Origin of the sequence: Microbispora sp. NPDC046973 (assembly GCF_040644495.1) — a bacterium.
In the GTDB taxonomy this organism is placed as follows: Bacteria; Actinomycetota; Actinomycetes; order Streptosporangiales; family Streptosporangiaceae; genus Microbispora.
The window spans coordinates 1-20024 of record NZ_JBEYWQ010000050.1 but is presented as its reverse complement, the minus strand read 5'-3'; the positions used below and the strand labels follow the sequence as shown (position 1 = coordinate 20024).

At 72.0% G+C, this 20024-nt stretch carries 18 protein-coding genes; 10 read left to right on the top strand and 8 right to left on the bottom strand.

The genetic code is table 11. The features are described from left to right. The first annotated feature begins 4 nt into the window (after window positions 1–4). A complete protein-coding gene (locus ABZ860_RS40740) occupies window positions 5–991 on the top strand; it encodes an LLM class flavin-dependent oxidoreductase (protein ID WP_357231459.1) in 987 nt (328 codons plus the stop codon). 26 nt (window positions 992–1017) lie between these two features. Here the strand turns inward: ABZ860_RS40740 and ABZ860_RS40735 are convergent, their stop codons facing one another. Beyond that, entirely contained in the window at window positions 1018–1605 is a 588-nt protein-coding gene (locus ABZ860_RS40735) for a helix-turn-helix domain-containing protein (protein ID WP_357231456.1), read from the bottom strand. A 132-nt stretch (window positions 1606–1737) separates the two neighbouring features. Here ABZ860_RS40735 and ABZ860_RS40730 point away from each other — a divergent pair, with 132 nt between their 5' ends. The 6 genes from ABZ860_RS40730 to ABZ860_RS40705 all read left to right on the top strand — a co-directional run bounded on the left by ABZ860_RS40730 (window position 1738) and on the right by ABZ860_RS40705 (window position 9657). Then, a complete protein-coding gene (locus ABZ860_RS40730; RefSeq protein WP_357231454.1) occupies window positions 1738–3168 on the top strand; it encodes an MFS transporter in 1431 nt (476 codons plus the stop codon). Window positions 3169–3360: 192 nt separating this feature from the next. Beyond that, on the top strand, window positions 3361–5010 hold the full coding sequence (locus tag ABZ860_RS40725) for an ABC transporter substrate-binding protein (RefSeq protein WP_357231451.1): 1650 nt from the start codon (window positions 3361–3363) through the stop codon (window positions 5008–5010). Then, entirely contained in the window at window positions 5007–5966 is a 960-nt protein-coding gene (locus ABZ860_RS40720; protein WP_357231448.1) for an ABC transporter permease, read from the top strand. The genes ABZ860_RS40725 and ABZ860_RS40720 overlap by 4 nt, the downstream gene beginning before the upstream one ends. Beyond that, a complete protein-coding gene (locus tag ABZ860_RS40715) occupies window positions 5967–6830 on the top strand; it encodes an ABC transporter permease (protein ID WP_357231445.1) in 864 nt (287 codons plus the stop codon). Further along, window positions 6827–8503, top strand: coding sequence for an ABC transporter ATP-binding protein (locus ABZ860_RS40710; protein WP_357231442.1), 1677 nt, complete (start codon window positions 6827–6829; stop codon window positions 8501–8503). The genes ABZ860_RS40715 and ABZ860_RS40710 overlap by 4 nt, the downstream gene beginning before the upstream one ends. Further along, complete coding sequence (locus ABZ860_RS40705; protein WP_357231439.1) at window positions 8500–9657, top strand: FAD-dependent oxidoreductase; 1158 nt, start codon at window positions 8500–8502, stop codon at window positions 9655–9657. Before ABZ860_RS40710 ends, ABZ860_RS40705 begins: the two co-directional genes overlap by 4 nt. A gap of 46 nt (window positions 9658–9703) precedes the next feature. Here the strand turns inward: ABZ860_RS40705 and ABZ860_RS40700 are convergent, their stop codons facing one another. The 7 genes from ABZ860_RS40700 to ABZ860_RS40670 all read right to left on the bottom strand — a co-directional run bounded on the left by ABZ860_RS40700 (window position 9704) and on the right by ABZ860_RS40670 (window position 16549). Continuing rightward, complete coding sequence (locus ABZ860_RS40700; protein ID WP_357231436.1) at window positions 9704–10894, bottom strand: LLM class flavin-dependent oxidoreductase; 1191 nt, start codon at window positions 10892–10894, stop codon at window positions 9704–9706. Next, window positions 10891–12243: an NtaA/DmoA family FMN-dependent monooxygenase gene (locus ABZ860_RS40695; protein WP_357231433.1), complete on the bottom strand. Its 1353-nt coding sequence runs from the start codon at window positions 12241–12243 to the stop codon at window positions 10891–10893. Before ABZ860_RS40695 ends, ABZ860_RS40700 begins: the two co-directional genes overlap by 4 nt. A 145-nt stretch (window positions 12244–12388) precedes the next feature. After that, the gene (locus ABZ860_RS40690) at window positions 12389–12901 is read right to left on the bottom strand and encodes an N-acetyltransferase (protein WP_357231430.1); all 513 of its coding nucleotides are present in this window, start codon (window positions 12899–12901) and stop codon (window positions 12389–12391) included. 44 nt (window positions 12902–12945) lie between these two features. Then, window positions 12946–13926: a ribosome small subunit-dependent GTPase A gene (rsgA, locus tag ABZ860_RS40685; RefSeq protein ID WP_357231427.1), complete on the bottom strand. Its 981-nt coding sequence runs from the start codon at window positions 13924–13926 to the stop codon at window positions 12946–12948. A gap of 439 nt (window positions 13927–14365) precedes the next feature. Beyond that, window positions 14366–15151: a hypothetical protein gene (locus ABZ860_RS40680; RefSeq protein ID WP_357231424.1), complete on the bottom strand. Its 786-nt coding sequence runs from the start codon at window positions 15149–15151 to the stop codon at window positions 14366–14368. Window positions 15152–15327: 176 nt separating this feature from the next. Further along, window positions 15328–15789, bottom strand: a complete 462-nt coding sequence (locus ABZ860_RS40675) for a cupin domain-containing protein (RefSeq protein WP_357231421.1) — start codon at window positions 15787–15789, stop codon at window positions 15328–15330. 49 nt (window positions 15790–15838) lie between these two features. Further along, complete coding sequence (locus tag ABZ860_RS40670) at window positions 15839–16549, bottom strand: GNAT family N-acetyltransferase (protein ID WP_357231418.1); 711 nt, start codon at window positions 16547–16549, stop codon at window positions 15839–15841. Window positions 16550–16875: 326 nt separating this feature from the next. Here ABZ860_RS40670 and ABZ860_RS40665 point away from each other — a divergent pair, with 326 nt between their 5' ends. From ABZ860_RS40665 to ABZ860_RS40655, 3 genes are read left to right on the top strand one after another with little or no spacing between them, the layout of a single operon-like run. Then, complete coding sequence (locus tag ABZ860_RS40665) at window positions 16876–17841, top strand: amino acid ABC transporter permease (protein WP_357231414.1); 966 nt, start codon at window positions 16876–16878, stop codon at window positions 17839–17841. Then, a complete protein-coding gene (locus tag ABZ860_RS40660; protein WP_357231410.1) occupies window positions 17838–18602 on the top strand; it encodes an amino acid ABC transporter ATP-binding protein in 765 nt (254 codons plus the stop codon). Before ABZ860_RS40665 ends, ABZ860_RS40660 begins: the two co-directional genes overlap by 4 nt. A 15-nt stretch (window positions 18603–18617) precedes the next feature. Further along, a complete protein-coding gene (locus ABZ860_RS40655) occupies window positions 18618–19595 on the top strand; it encodes an ABC transporter substrate-binding protein (protein ID WP_357231407.1) in 978 nt (325 codons plus the stop codon). Window positions 19596–20024 lie beyond the last annotated feature (429 nt).

Here is a 20024-nt window from a genome sequence, read left to right as displayed (position 1 = left end):
GACGTTGGCCGAGGGAATCGCCGTCTCCGTGCACGACACCGCGCCCGTCTGGCGCGGCGACACCGCGGGCGACGCGCTGCGCCGCTCCGTCGATCTGGCCCGGGCCGTCGAGGCGCTGGGATACCGGCGCTACTGGGTGGCCGAGCACCACAACACGCCCGCGCTGGCGACCTCGAGCCCGGCCGTGCTCGCCGGGTCCATCCTCGCGGCGACCTCCGCCATCCGGGTCGGCTCCGGTGCGGTGCTGCTGCCCAACCACTCGCCGTACGCGGTGGCCGAGCAGTTCGGCGTGCTGGCCGGGCTCTACCCCGGCCGGGTCGACCTCGGGCTCGGCCGCGCCTCCGGCGGCTCGGGGGAGGCCGCGGCGCGTCTCGGCGACCCGCGCCGGCTCGACTTCGGCGACGCGGTGCGCGAGCTGGGCGAGTACTTCTCCGGCGGCAGCGGCGGCGTGCGCGCGATCCCCGAGCCGGGTGTCCCGCCCGAGATGTGGCTGGTCGGATCGAGCGCCTCCAGCGCCGTCGCCGCCGGCCGCCTCGGCCTGCCGTACGTGTACGCGCACGCGATCGTGGGCGGCGGGGCGCCGGAGGCGCTGGAGGCGTACCGGCAGGCGTTCCGGCCGTCGGCGGCCCTGGCCGAGCCGCACGCCTGCGTGGCGGTCATCGCCGTGGCGAACGACAGCGACGAGCGCGCGCACCGGCTCGCCGCCTCCTTCGTGTACGGCCAGATCCTCATGCGCACGACCGACCCGGCCACCCTCCTGCCGACGGAGGAGGAGACGGCCGCCCACCGGTTCACCGCCGCCGAGGAGCGGTTCCTGCGCGAGAAGATCGGCCCGCAGTTCGTCGGCGGTCCCGAGCGCATCGCCCCCCGCCTCGGCGAGCTCGTGCGCCGCACCCGCGCCGACGAGCTGTTCGTGCTCACGCAGGTGCCCGACCACCAGGCCAGGATCCGCTCCTACGAACTGATCGCCAAGATCGTCTCGTCTCTGTAGTCCCCTCGGCGCCGGCCTGGGTGGGGTCAGCGCTCGCGGGTGGTGATGCCCTCAAGCGCCAATTGCAGGAAGCGCGGGCTGCCGTCCCTGCCGGAGGCGGCCTGCTCGCGCACCCAGGCCGCGCCGCTGAGGAGGTCGAACAGCTCCTCAGGCGTGAGGTCGGGCCGCACCCGGCCGGCCGCCTGGGCGGCGCGCAGCAGGTCGGCGCCGCTGCGGTGCATCGCGGCGCACATGGCGTGGGAGGGGGTGCCCTCGTCGTACATGCTCCGGGCGAGGATGCCGACCAGGCCGCGGAAGGTGCTGAAGTGCACGACGGCCGCGCGCATCCACTCGGTCAGCGCGTCGAGGGGATCCGGCCGGGCGGCCAGCCGTTCGGCGTGGGCGACGAGGTTCTCCAGGCCGTCGCGGGTGGCGGCCTCCACGAGTGAGGCGCGGGTGGGGAAATGCCGATACAGCGTGCCGATGGCGACGCCCGCCTGGCTCGCGATGTCCTCCAGCGAGGCGTCCGCGCCCGAGGTCTCGAACGCCTTGCGTGCGGCGGTGAGGATGGCGTCGTAGTTGCGCCGGCCGTCCGCGCGCTTCGGGCGCTGGGCGATGTAGGGCTTGCCGTCCATCGGTACCTCCCGCTTGACATCCTGAGGTTACCTCATCTTGAATCTCCACCATCAAGCTGAGGCAGCCTCAGGATAACTCCGCCACTTGACCTGAGACTTCCTCGCGTCAGCTGCCGGACCGTGGAGGTTTCCATGAGCACAGACAGCACCACCGGCCTGCTCCGGGGAGGCCGCGACCGCGCGTGGGCGCTCGCGCTCGCGGCGATCGTCGGGGCGGAGTTCATGCTCCAGCTCGACGGCACGATCGTGAACGTCGCGCTCCCGGCCCTGCAGTCCGACCTCGGTCTGTCCGTGGCCGGGGGTTCGTGGGTGCCGAACGGGTTCCTCCTCGCCTTCGGCGGGCTCCTGCTGTTCGCCGGCCGCCTCGGCGACGCCCTCGGGCATCGGAGGGTGTTCCTCGCCGGGATCGGGCTGGTCGTGGTGGCGTCGCTGGTCGCCGGCCTCGCGCCGAACCTGGAGGTGCTGATCGCGGGCCGGGTCCTGCAGGGCGCGGGCGCCGCCGTCGCCGGCCCCACCGGCCTGGCGCTGCTCGCGATCGTCTTTCAGGGCGAGCGGCAGCAGCGGGCCTTCGGGCTCTACTCCACGGTGACCGGGCTCGGCGCCTCCGCGGGCATGGTGCTGGGCGGCGCGCTGACCTGGGCGGGGGACTGGCGCTTGAGCCTGCTGGTCAACGTGCCGATCGGGCTGGTCGTGGTCGCGCTCGCCGCCCGGGCGCTCGGCGTGCGCGACGAGGCGACCCGGTCCCGTTCGCTCGGCATGCCCCGTGTTCCTGGCATGCCCCGTGTTCCCGGCATGCGCAGCGCGCTGCTCAGCACCGCCGCACTGGCCGCCGCCGTGTACGGCCTCGTGCATGCCGCCGACAAGGGCTGGGGCGACCGCTGGACGCTGATCGCGCTCGGCGGCGCGGTCGTGCTGGCCGGGGTGCTGCTCCTGGCGGACCGGCGGGCCGCCGAGCCGCTGCTGCCCCTCGCTGTGCTGGCCGGGCGGGAGCGGGCCGGCGCCTTCGCCGCCCTGCTGCTGCTCGCGGCGGTCCTCACCGGCTTCCTGGTCTACCTGGTGCAGTATCTCCAGAGCGTGCTCCACTTCGACGCCCTGCGCAGCGGCCTGGCCATCCTGCCGTTCGGCCTGGCGCTGCTCGTGAGCACCCAGATCCTCACGGCCCGGATCGCCGCGGTCGGTCTCAAGACCCGTGCGCTGCTCGGCCTGGCGGCGGTGCTCGCCGGGGCCGCCTGGCTGACCCGTCTCGACGGCGGCAGCGCTTACGCAACCGATGTGCTTGCGGCCCTCGTCGTCATGGGGCTGGGCGTCGGCGTGGCGATCATCCCGCTCAACATGATCGTCCTGACCACAGCCCCGGCCGAGTACGCCGGGGTGGCCGCCGGACTGCTGCAGACCGCGCTCACCATCGGGGGTGCGCTCGGCCTGGCCGCCTTGCTGATCCCGCTGGGGGCGAACGGTCTAGCCGACGGCATCTCGTCGATGTTCGCCTGGGCCTGCGGTGCTCTGGTGGCCGCCCTGCTCGTCGCCGCCGCCTCCTGGTATCGCCCCCGAGCGCGAGACTGACGGACGCCCACGTGGTCTGGGCCGGGGGACGAACTTCGATTATTTTATGTATAGCAGGTAGGAAATATTGACTTTGTGCGTCCCATGACCGTACGTTCGGGGCGGCTCCCGCTTTCCACGAGCACGCTGCGACGGCGCGGCAGCTCCACCCCGGGCCGTCTCGTCTGAACCACCGAAAGGCTCGCCTCTCCGATGTCCAGAAATGTTCGATTAGCCGCCGGTCTGTCGCTTCCCCTCCTGCTCACCCTGGCAGCCTGCGGCGGCTCGGGCGGGGGAACCTCGGCGGCCAAGGCCCCCGCCGGGCCGGTGAAGGGCGGCACGCTCACGTTCGGCGTCAACACCGAGCCCTCCACCTGCCTGGATCCGCACCAGAGCCCCGCCGACGTGGCCGGTCTGTTCACCAGGCCCGTGCTGGACTCGCTGGTGTCCCTGGACACCGGGGGGAGGATCCACCCCTGGCTGGCCACGTCATGGACCGTCTCGGAGGACCAGAAGACGTACACGTTCACACTGCGCGAGGGCGTGAAGTTCTCCGACGGCACCCCCTTCGACGCGGCGGCGGTCAAGGCCAACCTGGACCACATCGTCAACCCCGCGACCAAGTCGCAGCTCGCCGCGGGATACATCGAGCCGTACAAGGGCAGCGAGGTCGTCGACCCGCACACGGTGAAGGTGAACTTCAGCAGGCCGTACTCGCCGTTCCTGTCCGCCCTCGCCACGGCGTACTTCGGGATCGAGTCGCCGCAGTCGCTCAAGCAGTCGCAGGACGCGCTGTGCAAGAAGGTCGTCGGATCAGGCCCGTTCGTCATCGACGAGTACGCGGTGCAGAAGGGCATCACCTATCACCGCAACCCTGGTTACAACTGGGCTCCGGAGGGCGCCGGGCACACCGGGGCGGCGTACCTGGACAAGCTGGAGATCAAGGTCATCACCGAGGACTCGGTCCGCCTCGGCGCGCTGACCAGCGGGCAGGTCGACGCCATCGCCAGCGTGCCGCCGGTGAACGTCAAGCAGGTGCGGGCCGACCCCCGGCTGACGATCGCCACGCGGCAGGCGCCGGGCGGCAACTACAGCTACTACCCGAACACCACCTCCGGGCCGTTCTCCGACAGGCGCGTCCGGCAGGCGTTCCGCGACGGCATCGACTTCGCGACGATCGTCGACAACCTCTACTTCGGCGCGTTCCAGCCCGCCGCGAGCCCCATCTCCCCCTCGACCGACGGGTACGACAAGACGCTCGAAGGAAAGACGAAGTACGACCCCGCGACGGCGAACAGGCTGCTGGACGAGGCCGGCTGGTCGGCGAGGGACGCCGAGGGCTACCGGACCAAGGACGGCAAGCGGCTGACGATCCGCTGGGGATTCCTCAAGGAGTTCGCCAGAGAGCAGCGCGACACGCTGGCCGAGCAGATCCAGGCCGAGGCGAAGAAGATCGGCTTCGACGTCCAGTTCGTCGGCGGCACCGTCAACGAATGGCTCGAGAGGTACCCCAAGGGCGACTACGACCTGATCGACTTCAGCTGGCAACGCGCCGACGGCGACACCCTGCGCAATCTGTTCGACACCTCCGCCATCCCCACCGCCACCAAGTTCGGGCAGAACGCCGCCCGGCTGTCCGACAAGGACGTCGACGGCTGGCTGAGCGACGCGCTGGACACGACCGACCAGGCCAAGCGGGCCGAACTGTACGCCAAGGTGCAGCAGCGGGTCACCGGCGAGGCCGCGGTCTTCCCGGTGTACGTCTTCAACTACCTGCTCGGGGCGAGCAAGAAGACGCACGGCATCGGCTGGGAGCCGCAGGCGTACCCCACCTTTTACGACGCCTGGGTCGAGCAGGCATGACCGCCGTGGCCGTACCGGCCACCCGGGCGCGAGCCCGGGTGGTCCGCCCGGTGCTGGTGCGGCTGGGCACCTCCGTCCTGGTGTTGTGGGGCGCGGTCACGGTCGCGTTCGCCGGCCTCCACCTCACCCCGGGCAACGCCGTCGATCTGCTCATCGGCAGCAGCACCGTCACACCCGAGGTCCGCGCCCGGATCATCGCCGACTACGGGCTCGACCGGCCGCTGCCCGTCCAGTACGTCACCTACCTGGGCCGCGTGCTCCACGGCGACCTGGGCCAGTCCTACCAGCTCCACCAGCCGGTCGCCTCCGCCATCGGCGAGCAGGTCGGCTCGTCGGTCCTGCTCATGCTCTCCTCGTTCGCCCTGGCGGTCGCGGTCTCGGTCGCGGTCGCGGTGCTGACCGCGGGCCGCAGGTGGGCGCGGGCGGTGTTCTCCGGCATCGAGCTCGTCGGTATCTCGATCCCGTCGTTCTGGGCCGGGATCCTGCTGCTCACCGTCTTCTCCTTCGGGCTGCGGCTCTTCCCCGCCGCCGGCGGCGAGGGGCTGGAGGGCCTCGTCCTGCCGTCCGTGGCGATGGCCGTTCCGGTCATCGCCACGCTCACGCAGGTGCTGCGCGAGGGCCTGGAACTGGCGCTGGAAGAACCCTTCGTGCTCACCGCCCGCTCGCGCGGCATGTCCGACCTGGGCGTGCGCCTGCGGCACGCGCTCCGGCACGCGCTGATCCCCACGGTCACGCTCGCGGGCTGGATGGTCAGCTACCTGTTCGGCGGGGCCGTGATCATCGAGTCGGTCTTCTCCCGGCAGGGCATCGGGCGGCTCACCCTCGCGGCCGTCGTCAACAAGGACCTGCCGGTCGTGATGGGCGTCGTCCTCATCGCCGCCCTGCTCTACGTCGTCATCAACATCCTGCTCGACCTGCTCTACCTGGCCATCGACCCGCGACTGCGAGGTGCCTGAGTGACCGCCTCCACCATCACCACAGGCGCCGTCACCGTCATCGGACGCAGGCGGCGGCGCGTTCCGCGTGCCGGCGTCTGGGCGGCCGCCGCGTTCCTGCTGCTCGTGGCCGTGGTCGCGGTGGCGCCGGGCCTGGTCGCGCACGGCTCGCCCGATCTCACCGACGCCGTCGCCGCGCTCCGGCCTCCGGGCGGCGAGCATCTGCTCGGCACCGACGCCAACGGGCGCGACGTGTTCACCCGCATCGTGTACGGAGCGCGGCCGTCGGTGCTGGCCGGGCTGGCCGCCACCGCGCTCGCGGTGACCGGAGGCACCGCCGTCGGCCTGCTGGCCGCGCTCGGCGGGCGGGTGCTGGACGAGGTCGCGATGCGCGTCGTGGACGTCCTGCTCTCGCTGCCGGGGCTGCTGCTGGCCCTGCTCGTCATCGCGATCGTCGGGCCGGGCACGCTCAACGCGGTCTTCGCCATCGCCGCGTACACGCTGCCCGGCTACGCGCGCCTGGTCCGCGCGCAGACCATGGTCATCCGCCGGTCCGGGTACGTCGAGGCCGCGGTCTCGCTCGGCCTGACCAGGGCCGGGATCATCGCGCGGCACGTGCTGCCCAACGCGTTCGCGCCGCTGCTCGTGCTGGCCACGATCGAGGTCGGCACCGCGCTGGTCGCGGCGTCCTCGCTCAGCTTCCTCGGTCTCGGTCCCAAACCGCCCGCCCCGGAGTGGGGAGCGATGCTGTCGGCCGGGCGCGACTACTTCTCCGTCGCCTGGTGGGTCGCGGTCTTCCCCGGGCTGGCCATCACGCTCACCGTTCTGTCCGTCACAGTCGTCGGCCGCCACCTGCAGCGGCGCGTCGAAGGGAGACTGTCGTGACCACGACCGCCGCCATCGAGCCGGTCCTCCCGATCGTCGAGGTGTCCGACCTGCGGGTCTCGTTCGGCCCGGTCCGGGCGGTCCGTTCGATCTCCTTCACGGTCGGCCCGGGGGAGTGCGTCGCCATCGTGGGGGAGTCCGGCTCGGGAAAGAGCGTCACCGCCCGCACGCTGATCGGGCTGACCGGCGCCGGCGCCGAGATCACCGCGAGGGCGCTCGTCGTGGCGGGCCGCGACGTCTCCTCGTACGGTGAGCGGCAGTGGCGGGCCCTGCGAGGAGGCCGGGTCGGCTACGTCCTGCAGGACGCGCTGGTCTCACTCGACCCGCTCCGCCCGGTCGGCAAGGAGATCGCCGAGACCCTGCGGCTCCACCGGACCGTGCCGCGTACGGACGTACGGCGGCGCGTGGTGGAGCTGCTGCGCGAGGTGGGCGTGCCGGAGCCGGAGCTGCGGGCCGCGCAGTATCCCCACCAGCTGTCCGGCGGGCTGCGGCAGCGGGCGCTGATCGCCTCCGCGGTCGCCTGCGCGCCGCCGCTGCTGATCGCCGACGAGCCGACCACCGCTCTGGACGTCACCGTGCAGGCGCAGATCCTGCGGCTGCTGGCCGAGCGCAGGCGGGCCGGGGCCGGGCTGCTGCTGATCAGCCACGACCTCGCGGTGGTGGCCGAGCTGGCCGATCGTGTGCTGGTCATGAAGGACGGCGAGGTCGTCGAGGAGGGGCCCACGCACGAGGTGCTCGGCGCTCCGCGGCACGCCTACACGCGCAGGCTGCTGGCCGCGGTGCCCTCCGAGCACGCCAGGGGCACCCGGCTGACCGTTGCGGAGGACGGCTCGGCGCCGCCCCCGGCCCCGGCCGCGCCGCCGGGCGAGGTCGTGATCAGGGCGTCCGGCCTGGCCAAGTCGTTCACCGGACCGGACGGGCTGCGCCGGCCGGCCGTGGAGGGCGTGTCGTTCGAGCTGCGGGCGGGGGAGACGCTCGGGCTGGTCGGCGAGTCGGGCTCGGGCAAGACCACGACGGCGCGCCTGGTGCTGGGGCTGGTCGAGCCGGACGCGGGCAAGGTGGAGATCGCCGGCAGTCCGTGGCGGGGCCTCGGCTCCGCCGGGCGCCGGGCGCTGCGGCGGCACATCCAGGTGATCTACCAGGACCCGCTGAGCTCGTTCGATCCCCGGTTCACCGTACGGCGGATCCTCGACGAGGCGCTCGCCGTCGGCGGAGAGCCGCGCCGGACCCGGCGAGACCGTGCGGCGGAACTGCTCGCGCGGGTCGGCCTGGACGCGTCGATCCTGGACAGCAGGCCGCTGCGGCTGTCCGGCGGGCAGCGGCAGCGGGTGGCGATCGCGCGGGCCCTGGCCCCCAGGCCGCAGGTGATCGTCTGCGACGAGCCGGTCTCGGCGCTGGACGTGTCGATCCAGGCGCAGGTTCTCGACCTGCTCGCCGAGCTCCAGGCCGAGCTCGGCGTGGCCTACCTGTTCATCTCCCACGACCTCGGGGTGATCCACCACGTCAGTGACCGCGTGCTGGTGATGAAGGACGGACGGGTGGTCGAGTCCGGCGATGTCCGGCAGATCTTCACCGAGCCGCGCACGCCGTACACCCGGGAACTGCTGGCCGCGATCCCCCGGCTCCACTCGGGCCCCTCGGCGCGGCCGCACGACCGGGAGGCCGTCGCATGACGTACGACGTGGCGATCATCGGGGCCGGGGTCCACGGCACGGCCGCGGCCTTCCACCTGGCGCGGCGCGGCGTGTCCGTGGCCGTGTTCGACCGGGGGCCGGTCGCGGGCGGCCCCACCGGGCGGTCGGGCGGCATCTGCCGTGCCTACTACACCGACCCGTTCCTCGCGGAGACGGCGCGGGACGGCATCGCGTTCCTCGCCGCATTCGAGGACCACACGGGCGGCCACCAGTCCGGGTTCCGCCGGACCGGGGCGTTCTACCTGCACGGCCCCGGCGACGTGACCTCGGCGGCCGAGACCGCCGCGCGGCTCGGCTCGCTCGGCGTCACCAGCGAGCTCGTCGGCGCCGACGCGCTGCCCGCCGCTCTGCCGAATCTGGACCTCGACGGCGTCGCGGTCGCGGTCTGGGAGACGGACGCCGGCTACGCCGATCCGTACGCGACGACGATCGGGCTGGCCGCGGCGGCGCGGCGCCACGGCGCGGTGGTCCACGCCCACCGGCAGGTCGTCGCGATCGCCGAGGAGCGCCGGGGGACGGCGGTGACCACGTCCGACGGCGCGGTGCACCGCGCCGGCCGGCTGCTCGTGGCGGCCGGGCCGTGGACCGCGCCGCTGCTGTGGCCGCTCGGCGTGTACCTGCCGCTGACCGTGGAACGGCACGTCGTGGCCGTCTCCGAGCACGAGCCCGCCGACAGCGCCGAGATCGTGCCGCACATCCTGATCGACATCCCCGGCGGCTACTACACGACCCCGCAGCCCCGCACCCAGTACCTCACCGGCGGGGTCGTCCCGGCCTCCGCCGCCGACCCCGACGACTTCTCCAGGCCTCTTCCCGGTGAGCTGGACCGCCTCGCCGCGGCCTCCGCCGCCCGCTCCGCGGCTCGCCGCCGCGCCGCGGTGGTCGGCGGCTGGGCCTCGCTCTATGACGTCAGTCCCGACTGGCAGCCGGTCGCCGGCCAGGTCGGCGAGCACGTGTTCGTCGACGCGGGCACCAGCGGCCACGGCTTCAAGCTCGCACCCGCCTGGGGCGACCACGTCGCCCGGCTGCTTCTGGACGACCCCGATCCCCGCCTGGACGCCTTCGGGCCCGGCCGCTTCGCGAACGGCGGCGGACTGCGAGCCGGATTCGGCGCGGCCCGGATCCTCGGCTGACGCGCCGCACCGTCCGAGCCGGTCGGCTCGGACGGTGCGGCGTCGCTCACGAAACTTTCGCGTAGCGGCTGGCGGGGCGGGCCAGGCCGAGCCGCCCGCGCAGGTCCGCCGTGTCGTACGCCGCCCGGAACGCGCCCGCGTTCTGCAGTGCGGGCACCAGGCCCCTGGTGATCGCCACCAGGTCGTGCGGCAGCACGCCCGGCCGGAGGCGGAAGCCCTCCAGCCCCGCCTCCCGCCACTCCAGCAGCAGCCCGGCGAGCTCCTCGGGGGTGCCGGTGAAGACGTGGGCGTCCGAGTCGAGCTCGGCGCCGTCGAGGTCGTCCAGCCGGGCCTTCCGGCCGGCCGCGTCGTGAGCGTCCAGGAAGACCACCAGATCCGCGAAGATCCGCAACGGCGGCTCGGTGCGTCCGACGGCCGCCTCCGCCGCCCGGACGCTCTCGACGATCGCCGTCGCGTCCTCCCGGTGGCGCGGCGTGACGTACACGACGTCGGACGCCCGGGCCGCGAACTCGTACGGCAGCCTGTCGTGGGCCAGGGAGGTGACCAGAGGCTGGCCCTGCGGGGAGCGCGGCGTGATCGAGGGGCCCTTCACGCTGAACCACTCGCCGCGGAAGTCGATGTAGTGCAGCTTGTCGCGGTCGATGAACCGGCCGGTCGCCACGTCGCGGATCTCGGCGTCGTCCTCCCAGCTGTCCCACAGGCGGCGGACCACCTCGACCGCGTCGGCGGCCTCGGCGAACAGGTCCTGAAGGTGCCGGCCGAAGACGGGATCGCGCTCGGGGGAGTAGTCCTGCGGCGGGAACGGCGGACGGCGGCCGAAGTGGGCGACGAGGTCGGGGCGGCCGTAGATCTGGGGCCGCCATCCGGCCCTGCCGCGGCTGATGTGGTCGAGCGAGGCGATGCCGATCGCCACGTGGAACGGCTCGGTGTGGGTCGTGCCGGCGGTCGGCACGAGCCCGATCCGTGAGGTCAGCGGGGCGACGCGCGACGCGATCAGCACGGCGTCGAGCCGCCCGCGCACCTGGTCGAGGCGCTCGTCGGGCTCGTTGAGCCGGGTCGACTGGAGGCCGAGGGCGTCTTCGAAGGTGACGAAGTCGAGCAGGCCGCGCTCCGCCTCCGCCACCAGTTCGGTCCAGTAGCCGGGGGTGAACAGCCGGTCCGGCCGCGCGCCTTCGGCCCGCCACGCGGCCGGGTGCCAGCCCGCCCCGTCCAGCGCGACGGCGAGATGCAGGGTCATGAGGTCTCCTCCGAACGGTTTCGAGTGCGGGGGGCGAGGCCGAGGTGGTCGCGGAGGGTGGGCCCGGTGTAGTCGGCCCGGAACACGCCCTTCTCCTGCAGCAGGGGGACGACCTTGCCGACCAGGTCGTCCAGCCCGCCGGGAGTCAGATGGGGCACGAAGATGAAGCCGTCGGCCGCGTCGGTCTGCACGAAGTGATCGATCTCGTCGGCGACCGAGCGCGGCGTGCCGATGAAGGTCTGCGGCGCGGAGACCTCGATGGCGAGCTCGCGGATCGACAGGTTCTTCTCCTCGGCGAGGGCGCGCCACTTGGCCACCAGCGCGCCGCGGTCGCGGCGGAACGCCGCGTGGCCCTTGGTCACGCCCTCGTCCAGGTCAGGCTCGACGTCGGGCAGTGGGCCGTCCGGGTCGTACGCCGACAGGTCGCGGCCCCAGACGGCCTCCAGGAAGTAGAGCGCCGTCTGCGGGCTGACCTGCGCGCGCCGGATCTCGACGGCCCGCTCGGCGGCCTCGGCCTCGGTGTCGCCGAGCACGTACGTCACGGCGGGAAGGATCTTCAGCTCCTCCGGCCGCCGGCCGTAGGCGGCGAGCCTGCGCTTGACGTCACGGTAGAAGGCGCGGCCCTCCTCCAGCTTGCTGTGCCTACTGAAGATCACATCGGCCGAGGACGCCGCGAACTCGCGGCCCTCCTCGGAGTCGCCGGCCTGAATGATGACGGGGTGGCCCTGCGGGCCCCGCGGCACGTTGAACAGCCCGGAGATGTCGAAGTGCCGGTCCTTGTGCCGGAAGGGGGTGACGCCGCCGGGCCGCAGGAACCGCCCCGACTCCGGATCCGCGGCCACCGCGTCGGGCGTCCAGGAGTCCCACAGCTCCCTGGCGGTCTGCAGGAACTCCTTCGCCCGGGTGTACCGGTCGGCCTCGTCCAGGAAGCCGCCCCGGCGGAAGTTCTCCCCGGTGAAGGCGTCGAAGCTGGTCACCACGTTCCACGCGGCCCGGCCGCCGCTCAGGTGGTCGAGCGTGGCCAGCCGCCGCGCCACCTCGTACGGTTCGTTGAAGGTGGAGTTCACCGTCGCGGCGAGCCCCAGGTGGGTGGTGACGGCGGCCAGGGCGGATAGGACCGTGAGCGACTCCGGGCGTCCCATGACGTCCAGGTCGTGGATGCGCCCCTTCGCCTCACGCAGCCGCAGTCCTTCGGCCAGGAAGAAGAAGTCGAACTTCCCGCGTTCGGCCGTCTCGGCCAGGTGACGGAACGAGTCGAAGTCGATCTGACTGCCCGACGCGGGGTCGGACCAGACCGTGGTGTTGTTCACGCCGGGGAAGTGCGCGGCGAGATGGATCTGCTTGGTCACGGGGGACTCCTGACGTCTCGGCGCGACGAAACCTAGTAACACAGTAGGGAAAGAGGGTTTTGTCGTCAATCGATCGTCGGCGATCACTGGTCGAACGGCCCCCAGCCGCGCTGAGGGCCGTTCGCCGCGTTCGAAGAGCGGGAGATCAGACGCCGAACGCCGCCGGGTAGCGGATGACGCCGCTCGGGACCGGCCGGTCAGGGTCGAAGGCGAGCGCCATCATGTACTTGTCCTCGACGTCGAAGGGCGGGCGGATGCCGTACCCGGAGGCAGGGGTGAAGCCGAAGCGCGGGTAGTACTCGGCGTGGCCCAGCACGACCACCAGGTTCTCGCCCTGCTCGCGGGCTGCGCGCAAGGCGGCGCGGATGGCGGCCGAACCCGCGCCCCGCCGCTGATGTTCGGGCCTGACGGCGCACGGGCCCAAGGCGAGGGCGGGTGAGTCGCCGACGTGGCAGCGGGTGAGCAGCGCGTATCCGGCGAGCTCGCCGCCGGGGGCCTCGGCCAGCCAGGACATGCCGGGCAGCCACGCCTGGGGGTCGGCCCGCAGCGCCTCGACGAGGTCGGCCTCGTGCGGGCTGGGGAAGGCGGCAAGGTTGATGTCGCGGATTGCGGCGACGTCGCCGGGGCTCTCGGGACGGGTGGTCCAGGAAGGGGTCATGGCGGGGTTCGTCTCCCTGTTGTGCGGATGAAGGACGTGGCCGGTCACAGCTGCCGGTCCCGGAACCTGTACGTGGCGCGCAGGTGGCTGGTGATGGCCTTCTGCTGGTCGACGCGCTCGTCGCGCAGCCGGGCATCGGTGCGCGAGGCCGCCCAGGCGTTCTCCCGTTGCAGCTTGCGGTAGCTGCGCAGGCGACGTTCGGGCAGCTCACCCGCCTCGATGGCGGCCCGGATCGCGCACCCCGGCTCGGTGTCGTGGGCGCAGTCGCCGAAGCGGCAGTGCGCGGCGAGGTCTTCGATCTCGGCGAAGACCTGCTCCAGGCCGTCGGCGGCGTCGTGCAGGCTGATCCCCCGCAGGCCGGGCGTGTCGATGAGGACCCCGCCGCCGGGCAGGGGGAGCAGCTCACGGCGGACGGTGGTGTGGCGGCCCTTGCCGTCCTGCGCGCGCACCGCGCCGGTGGCCAGCGACTCCTCGCCCAGCAGCGTGTTGCCGAGGCTGGACTTGCCCGCACCCGATGGGCCGAGCAACACGGTGGTGCCGCGCAGCAGCGCGGCCAGCGCGTCGATGTTGTGACCCGTGGCGACGCTGGTGACCAGGATGTCCACGCCGGGTGCCAGCGCGCCGGCCTCGGCGTGGACGGCCTCGGGATCGGTGGCCAGGTCCGCTTTGGTCAAGACGATCAGCGGTCGCGCCCCGCTCTCCCAGGCCAGGGCGAGCAGCCGTTCCAGTTTGGCCGCGTCCAGGGGCGTAGCCAGGGACAGGGCGACGACGACCGTGTCGACGTTGGCGGCGAGCACCTGCCCGTGGGAGGACCTGGACGCCGGCGAGCGCACGATCGCGCTGTGCCGCGGCAGCAGCGCCGTCAGGCGCGGCTCGGCGCCCGGGCGCAGCGCGGCCCAGTCGCCGGTGCAGGGCGTCAGGAGCGGGTTGGGCGGGTGCGGCGCGGTGAACGTGGCCCGCACCGGGCCCGACGGGGTGACCGCCGTGCACAGACCGCGATCGACCCGGGAGATCCGGGCCGGCACGAGGCCTGCTCTGTGATGTTCGGTGAAGGTTCGGTCGAGTGCGTCGGTCCACCCATAGCGGGACAGGCCGGACGGATCGGTGAACGTGTGTGGCAACGTGAGACCCTTGCGGAGAAGGGGCCCCGACGAGACGCGGACATCACCCCGCCGCGCGAGCCGGGCGGCTCAAGGCTGGGGGAGGAAGTGGGTCAGACCGGGGCCCGGGACGTGAGGTTGGTCCGGGCGCTGCGCAGGGCAGCGGTCTTCACCGCGGTCATCAAACCTCACCTCCCTCCCACGCCGATCCGATACCGAACGGCGGCAGCCTAGCACCCCGGACAGGGACGGTCGTACCGTCGCCGCTCCCTGCCGGCCCGTCCGCGATCGATCGGGGACGGGCCGGTCTGCGGCCTGCGGAGTCCACCGCGGCCCGGCTCGCTCGGCTACGGCGAGAGGCCTGCTAGGCCTCGGACGTCACCCGGGCCGCGACGATGGGCCTTGTGGCGGCGGAGTGGAAGGTGCTTTCGTCCGTTCCCCAGCGGTATCCGTAGAAGTCGCCGTTCGCGTCGGCGTACAGGACCATGAAGCCGTATCCCACGCCGCTGTATTCGGTGGAACCACTGCTCCGTGAGTCGTCGCGGCCGTCCGCGACCGGGGCGGTCCCGTGCGGGTTGCTCGTGGAGTCCACGACCTCGACCACGTATTCGGTCGTGGTCGGATCGCTGTCCGTGACCACCGTGCCGGCCAGCGATCGGACCACCGGTGTGTGCCCGCTCCCCCCGCTGGCGCCCGCCTCGTACTTGATCGCGATGATGTCTCCGGGCGCGAGGGAGGCCACCTTGGTTATCTTGTCCATATGGTCGACGGTGTCGGCATTTATGCGATCGTAGTATCGCGCGCTGTTGGGACTGGTACTCGAGAATTCAGTGCTGAAATACGTGCTGGTGGCCCACGAGTAGGTGTGCGCAAGAAGCTTGGTGACGAAAGGGGCGCACTGACTTTCGCTGTAATAGCTCGTGGGGATCCCGGGCGTGCCCCAGGTGACGACGGAGCCGGCGCATCCGGTGCCGCAGTACTTGTTGTATGAGGACTCCGACGGCCAGCCGATCGAATTCAGCTCGTCCACCAGCTCTTCCGCCGCGCCGATGTGGTCCGTCACAGGTCCGGCCATCGCCGCCTGAGGGATCAGCGTGAAGGCGGCGAGAATGCCCGCACCGATCGAAGCGGCCACCTTGCGAAGCCTCATCGCGTCTCCATTTTTGCGCACCTGAAAGAAAAGCCGTGTCGCCCCTCATCATCAGGTGTCCGTACGCGGAGGCGCAATACCGTCGCGAGACTTTCATAATCGGATCCCGATAAACCCTTGTATCGTCTCGGCTGAAAATAGCCGCCGAAGGACTTCCCGTACCGCTCGCCGTGGGGTCAGGCCGTCGTGCGGATCGGGCCGGTCCACTTCAGCTCGGGCAGGTTGACCACGATCGCCTCCTGCGTGCTGCGGGCTATGACGACGACGGCCTCCACCTCGGGGTCGGGGTTCTCCTCCCGGTGCGGCACGAACGGAGGCACGAAGATGTAGTCCCCGGGCTTCGTGTCGATGCGCACCTCGTGCGGCTCCTCGGCGTCGACGTGGAGGAACACGAACGACGGTGTGCCGCTGACCACGTAGATCGCGGTCTCGGAGTCGCCGTGGTGGTGGTTCGCGGAGGCGGTCGCGGGAGCCACGTGGGTCTGGCCCATCCACAGCCGGCGTGCCCCGACGGTGGCGCCGCTGATGGCGGCACGTCGGCTCATCCCGCCGGTCTGCGCGGTGTCGGAGGTCAGCTCGGCCGGGACCACGTGGTGCAGCCTGCGGTGGAACGGATCTTCGGGAAGGACGACGCTCATCTGTCCATCCTCCAGCCCGCACGCATGTCCGCCCTCCCCGCCCCGCCCCTCACGTGACCGGTACGTCGGCGGGCACGTCGGCGGGCACACGGAGGGTGGCGAACGTCGTCCGCCGGCGGAGACGGAAGCCGAGCGCCTCGTACACCCGGATCGCCGTGGTGTTGCCCGCGGCGGCGTGCAGGAACGGGGTCTCGCCGCGGGCGCGGATGCCGGCGGCGACGGCCAGCACCAGCCGTGACGCCAGGCCCTGGCGACGGAAGGCCGGATCGGTGCAGACCGCGCTGATCTCCGTCCAACCGGGCGGGTGCAGCCGCTCCCCGGCCATCGCGACCAGCGCGCCGCCGCGGCGGATGCCCAGGTAGACGCCCATCTCTATGGTGCGCGGCCGGAACGGGCCCGGTTGCGTGCGCGCGATGAGCTCCAGCATCTCCGGCACGTCCGCCGCCTCCAGGCGGACCGCCTCGTCGTCGCGCGCGGGGACCACGTCGTCGCCGACCAGTTGCACACCCTCGCCGTGCGCGACCACCCCCCATCCGTCCGGCGCCGCGGAGGTGTCACCGGTGACCGGGACCGTCGCGCCGGGCCCCGCGAGCGCGGCGAGGTCGTGCCAGTCCGCGAGGCCGGGGTCGTCGGGCAGCGCGAAGAACGGGGAGACGTCACCCGGGTAGCGCAGTGCGTTGCCGCACCGCTCGGCGAAGCGCGCGTGCGGGCCGGTCAGTGACGCCCACACGGGGTTGTCCAGGAGGTGCCGGTCGCTCATCGCGGCTCTCCTCGGGGTGCGTCACCAGGGCAGGTGCTCACGCGCCCACCTCCATGGCCGTCTCGTCGCGGGTGCGGCCGCCGGCGCCGCCATGTGGGGGGAAGGCGCATTCCTTCGGCATCGGACCTCCTGTCGTTCGTTCTTACGCGAAGGCATCCTACGCAATAACCTACTAAACAAGTAGGTCTTGACGGTATTGTCCGCCTGTGCTGAAGATGGAGACATCTCGGACGCCGCGATCAGCGCGGCCGCCGGAAGGGTTGATCCATGACTGTCGAGCCCTTCGCGCTCAATCACGCCCACTTACCCGACGCCACGGAGGCACGATGACCGCGCCCGCCGTGCTGGAGGAGGCGGCGGCGGAGTCCGCCGGCTCGCTGACCGTGATCAAGGCACGTCACCCGGGCCGCTGGATCGCCGGCGCCGTGGTGGCGGTGCTGCTGGCGATGGCGGTCAACGCGCTGGTCACCAATCCGGCCTGGGACTGGCCGGTCGTCGGCGCGTACCTGTTCCATCCCTCGGTGCTGCACGCGGTGCTGTTCACCGTGGAGCTGACCGCGCTCGGCATCGTGCTCGGCTTCCTGCTGGGGACCGTGCTCGCGCTGATGCGGCTGTCCCGCGTGCCGCTGCTCGCCTCGGCGGCCTGGGGCTACGTGTGGCTGTTCCGCTCGGTGCCGCTCATCCTGCAGCTGCTGTTCTGGTACAACCTCGCCGCCCTGTACAAGCAGATCTCGTTCGGGGTGCCGTTCGGGCCCGCGTTCTTCTCCGTCGACTCGATGAACCTGATCGGACCGGTGACGGCCGCCGCGCTCGGCCTGGCGCTGCACCAGGCGGCGTACGCCGCGGAGATCGTGCGCGGAGGCTTCCTCTCGGTGGACCCGGGCCAGCTGGAAGCGGCCGCCGCGCTCGGCATCCCGAGGGCCAGGCAGATCTTCCGGATCCAGCTTCCGCAGGCCATGCGGTCGATCGTCCCGGCAGCGGGAAACGAGATCATCGGCCTGGTCAAGGGCACCTCGGTCGTCTACGTCATGGCGCTGCCCGAGCTGTTCTACCAGGTCCAGGTGATCTACAACCGCAACGGCCGGGTGATCGCGATGCTGCTGGTGGCCGCGATCTGGTATCTCGTCCTCACCACGGTGCTGTCGGCCGCGCAGTACTACGTGGAACGCAGGTTCGGCCGGGGCCTGGCGCGGGCCCTGCCGCCCACGCCGCTCCAGCGGGTGCGCCGGATCCTCGGCGTACGGCGGGCCGCCCTGCGGCGCCCGGCAGGAAGCGGAGGCGGGCGGCGATGAGCGCACCCATGGTCGACGTGCGCGGCGTGCACAAGAGCTACGGCCCGCTGGAGGTCCTGCGCGGGGTGGATCTGCAGGTCCAGCCCGGCGAGGTGACGGTGATCATCGGTCCTTCCGGATCGGGCAAGTCGACGCTGCTGCGCGGCATCAACCACCTGGAGAAGATCGACCGCGGGTACGTCGCGATCGACGGCGAGTTCGTCGGCTACCGGCGATCCGGAGACCGGCTGTACGAGCTGCGGGAACGCGACATCCTGCGCCGGCGCACCCAGATCGGCTTCGTCTTCCAGAACTTCCACCTGTTCCCCCATCTCACCGTCCGGGAGAACGTGACCGAGGCCCCGATCTCGGCCCAGGGCCGCCCCCGGGACGAGGTGGAGGCGCTGGCGACCGAACTGCTGGAGCAGGTGGGCCTGTCCGACAAGGCCGGCGCCTATCCGCGGCAGCTGTCCGGGGGACAGCAGCAACGCGTCGCGATCGCCCGGGCCCTGGCCCTGCGGCCCAAGGTCGTGCTGTTCGACGAGCCCACCTCGGCGCTCGACCCCGAGCTCGTGGGCGAGGTGCTGGAGGTGATGAAGGCGCTCGCCCGCAGCGGCACCACCATGATCGTCGTGACCCACGAGATCGGCTTCGCCCGCGAGGTCGCCGACACCGTGGTCTTCATGGACGCCGGTCAGGTCATCGAGCACGGCCCGCCCGGGCAGGTGCTCGACCGGCCGAGGCACGACCGTACGCGCGCCTTCCTCAGCAAGGTGCTCTGACCTCAAGGAAATCGAATGTCATCCGTATCCCGGTTATCCGTGCTCGGCCTGTCCGCTCTGCTGCTGCTCGCCGCCTGCGGCACGGTCCCCGACGACGGCGCGACCGGCGCCGCCGCCGCTGCCGCGGCACCGCCCGGCGTCTTGAAGATCAACACGAGTCCGGAGCAGAACCGGATCCGGGCCAAGAAGGTGGAGGCGATCGCCGCCGAGGTGCCCGCCGCGATCCGGGCCAAGGGGGAGTTCCTCATCGGCACCTCCACGTTCGAACCGCCGCTGTCGTTCGTCGCGGACGACAACGTCACCCCGATCGGGGTGGAGGAGGACATCGCCTCCCTCGTCGCCGACGTGCTCGGCCTGAAGCTGCGCATCGAGGCCACGTCGTGGGAGAACCTGTTCCTCGCGGTGCGGTCCGGCAAGTACGCGGCCGGCTTCTCCAACATCACCGTCACTGAGGAGCGCAAGGACGTCTACGACTTCGCCACCTACCGGCTGGACCAGCTGGCGTGGGAGGTGCCGAAGGACAGCGGGATCACGTCGATCGCCAAGCCGGCCGACGTCGCCGGGCGCAGCGTGGCCGTGGGCTCCGGCACCAACCAGGAGAAGATCCTGCTGGGCTGGGACAAGCAGAACCGCGCCGCCGGGCTGAAGCCCGTGCAGATCCAGTACTACAAGCAGGCGGCCGACACCTACCTGGCGCTCAAGTCCGGCCGGATCCAGGCGTACTTCGCGCCCAACCCCACCTCCGCCTACCACGCCGCGGTGAGCGGCGACACGAAGATCGTCGGCACCTACTCCGGCGCCGGACCCACGCTCCAGGGGCTCATCGCCGCGATGACGCGGAAGGGCGACGGCCTGGCCAAGCCGATCGCCGACGCCCTCAACGCCCTGATCAAGGACGGCACCTACGCCAAGGTCCTCGCCCGCTGGGGCCTGTCCAACGAGGCCGTCCCCGAATCCCTGGTCAACCCGCCCGGCCTGCCCCGCGAGCAGTAAGGCTGGCGGCGCATGTCGCGCGGCCGGGCCCCTGCACATGGGACGCAGGCCGTCGCGACGGTTTCCGCTCATCGTCCAGGCCTGCAGCTCGGCCTGGTAGCCGCCGTCCTTGGCCGGTTCGTCGTGGGCGACGGCGACCTGAAGGTTTCCCGGTTGGTCCGGCGCAGGCCGATACGGTCGTACAGTTCGCGTTTCCGGGCGGAGGCCGGCCCGTACGGCGACACGCGGACGGCGGCCAGGAGAGGGAGCACAGCGGACCTTCTTCAGGAGAGTCTTCTCCGGGGCTCGCTGTCGTCACGCCGGAAGCAGGCGGGGCGGCCCGGTCACGCCGGCGCCCACCCGCTGCTCAACGCGTGGCCGCGGTGCTCCCGCCGACCGCGTACTTGTTCCCCGCCCGGGTCTTGGCCAGCGTGATGGCCTGGCCGCGCG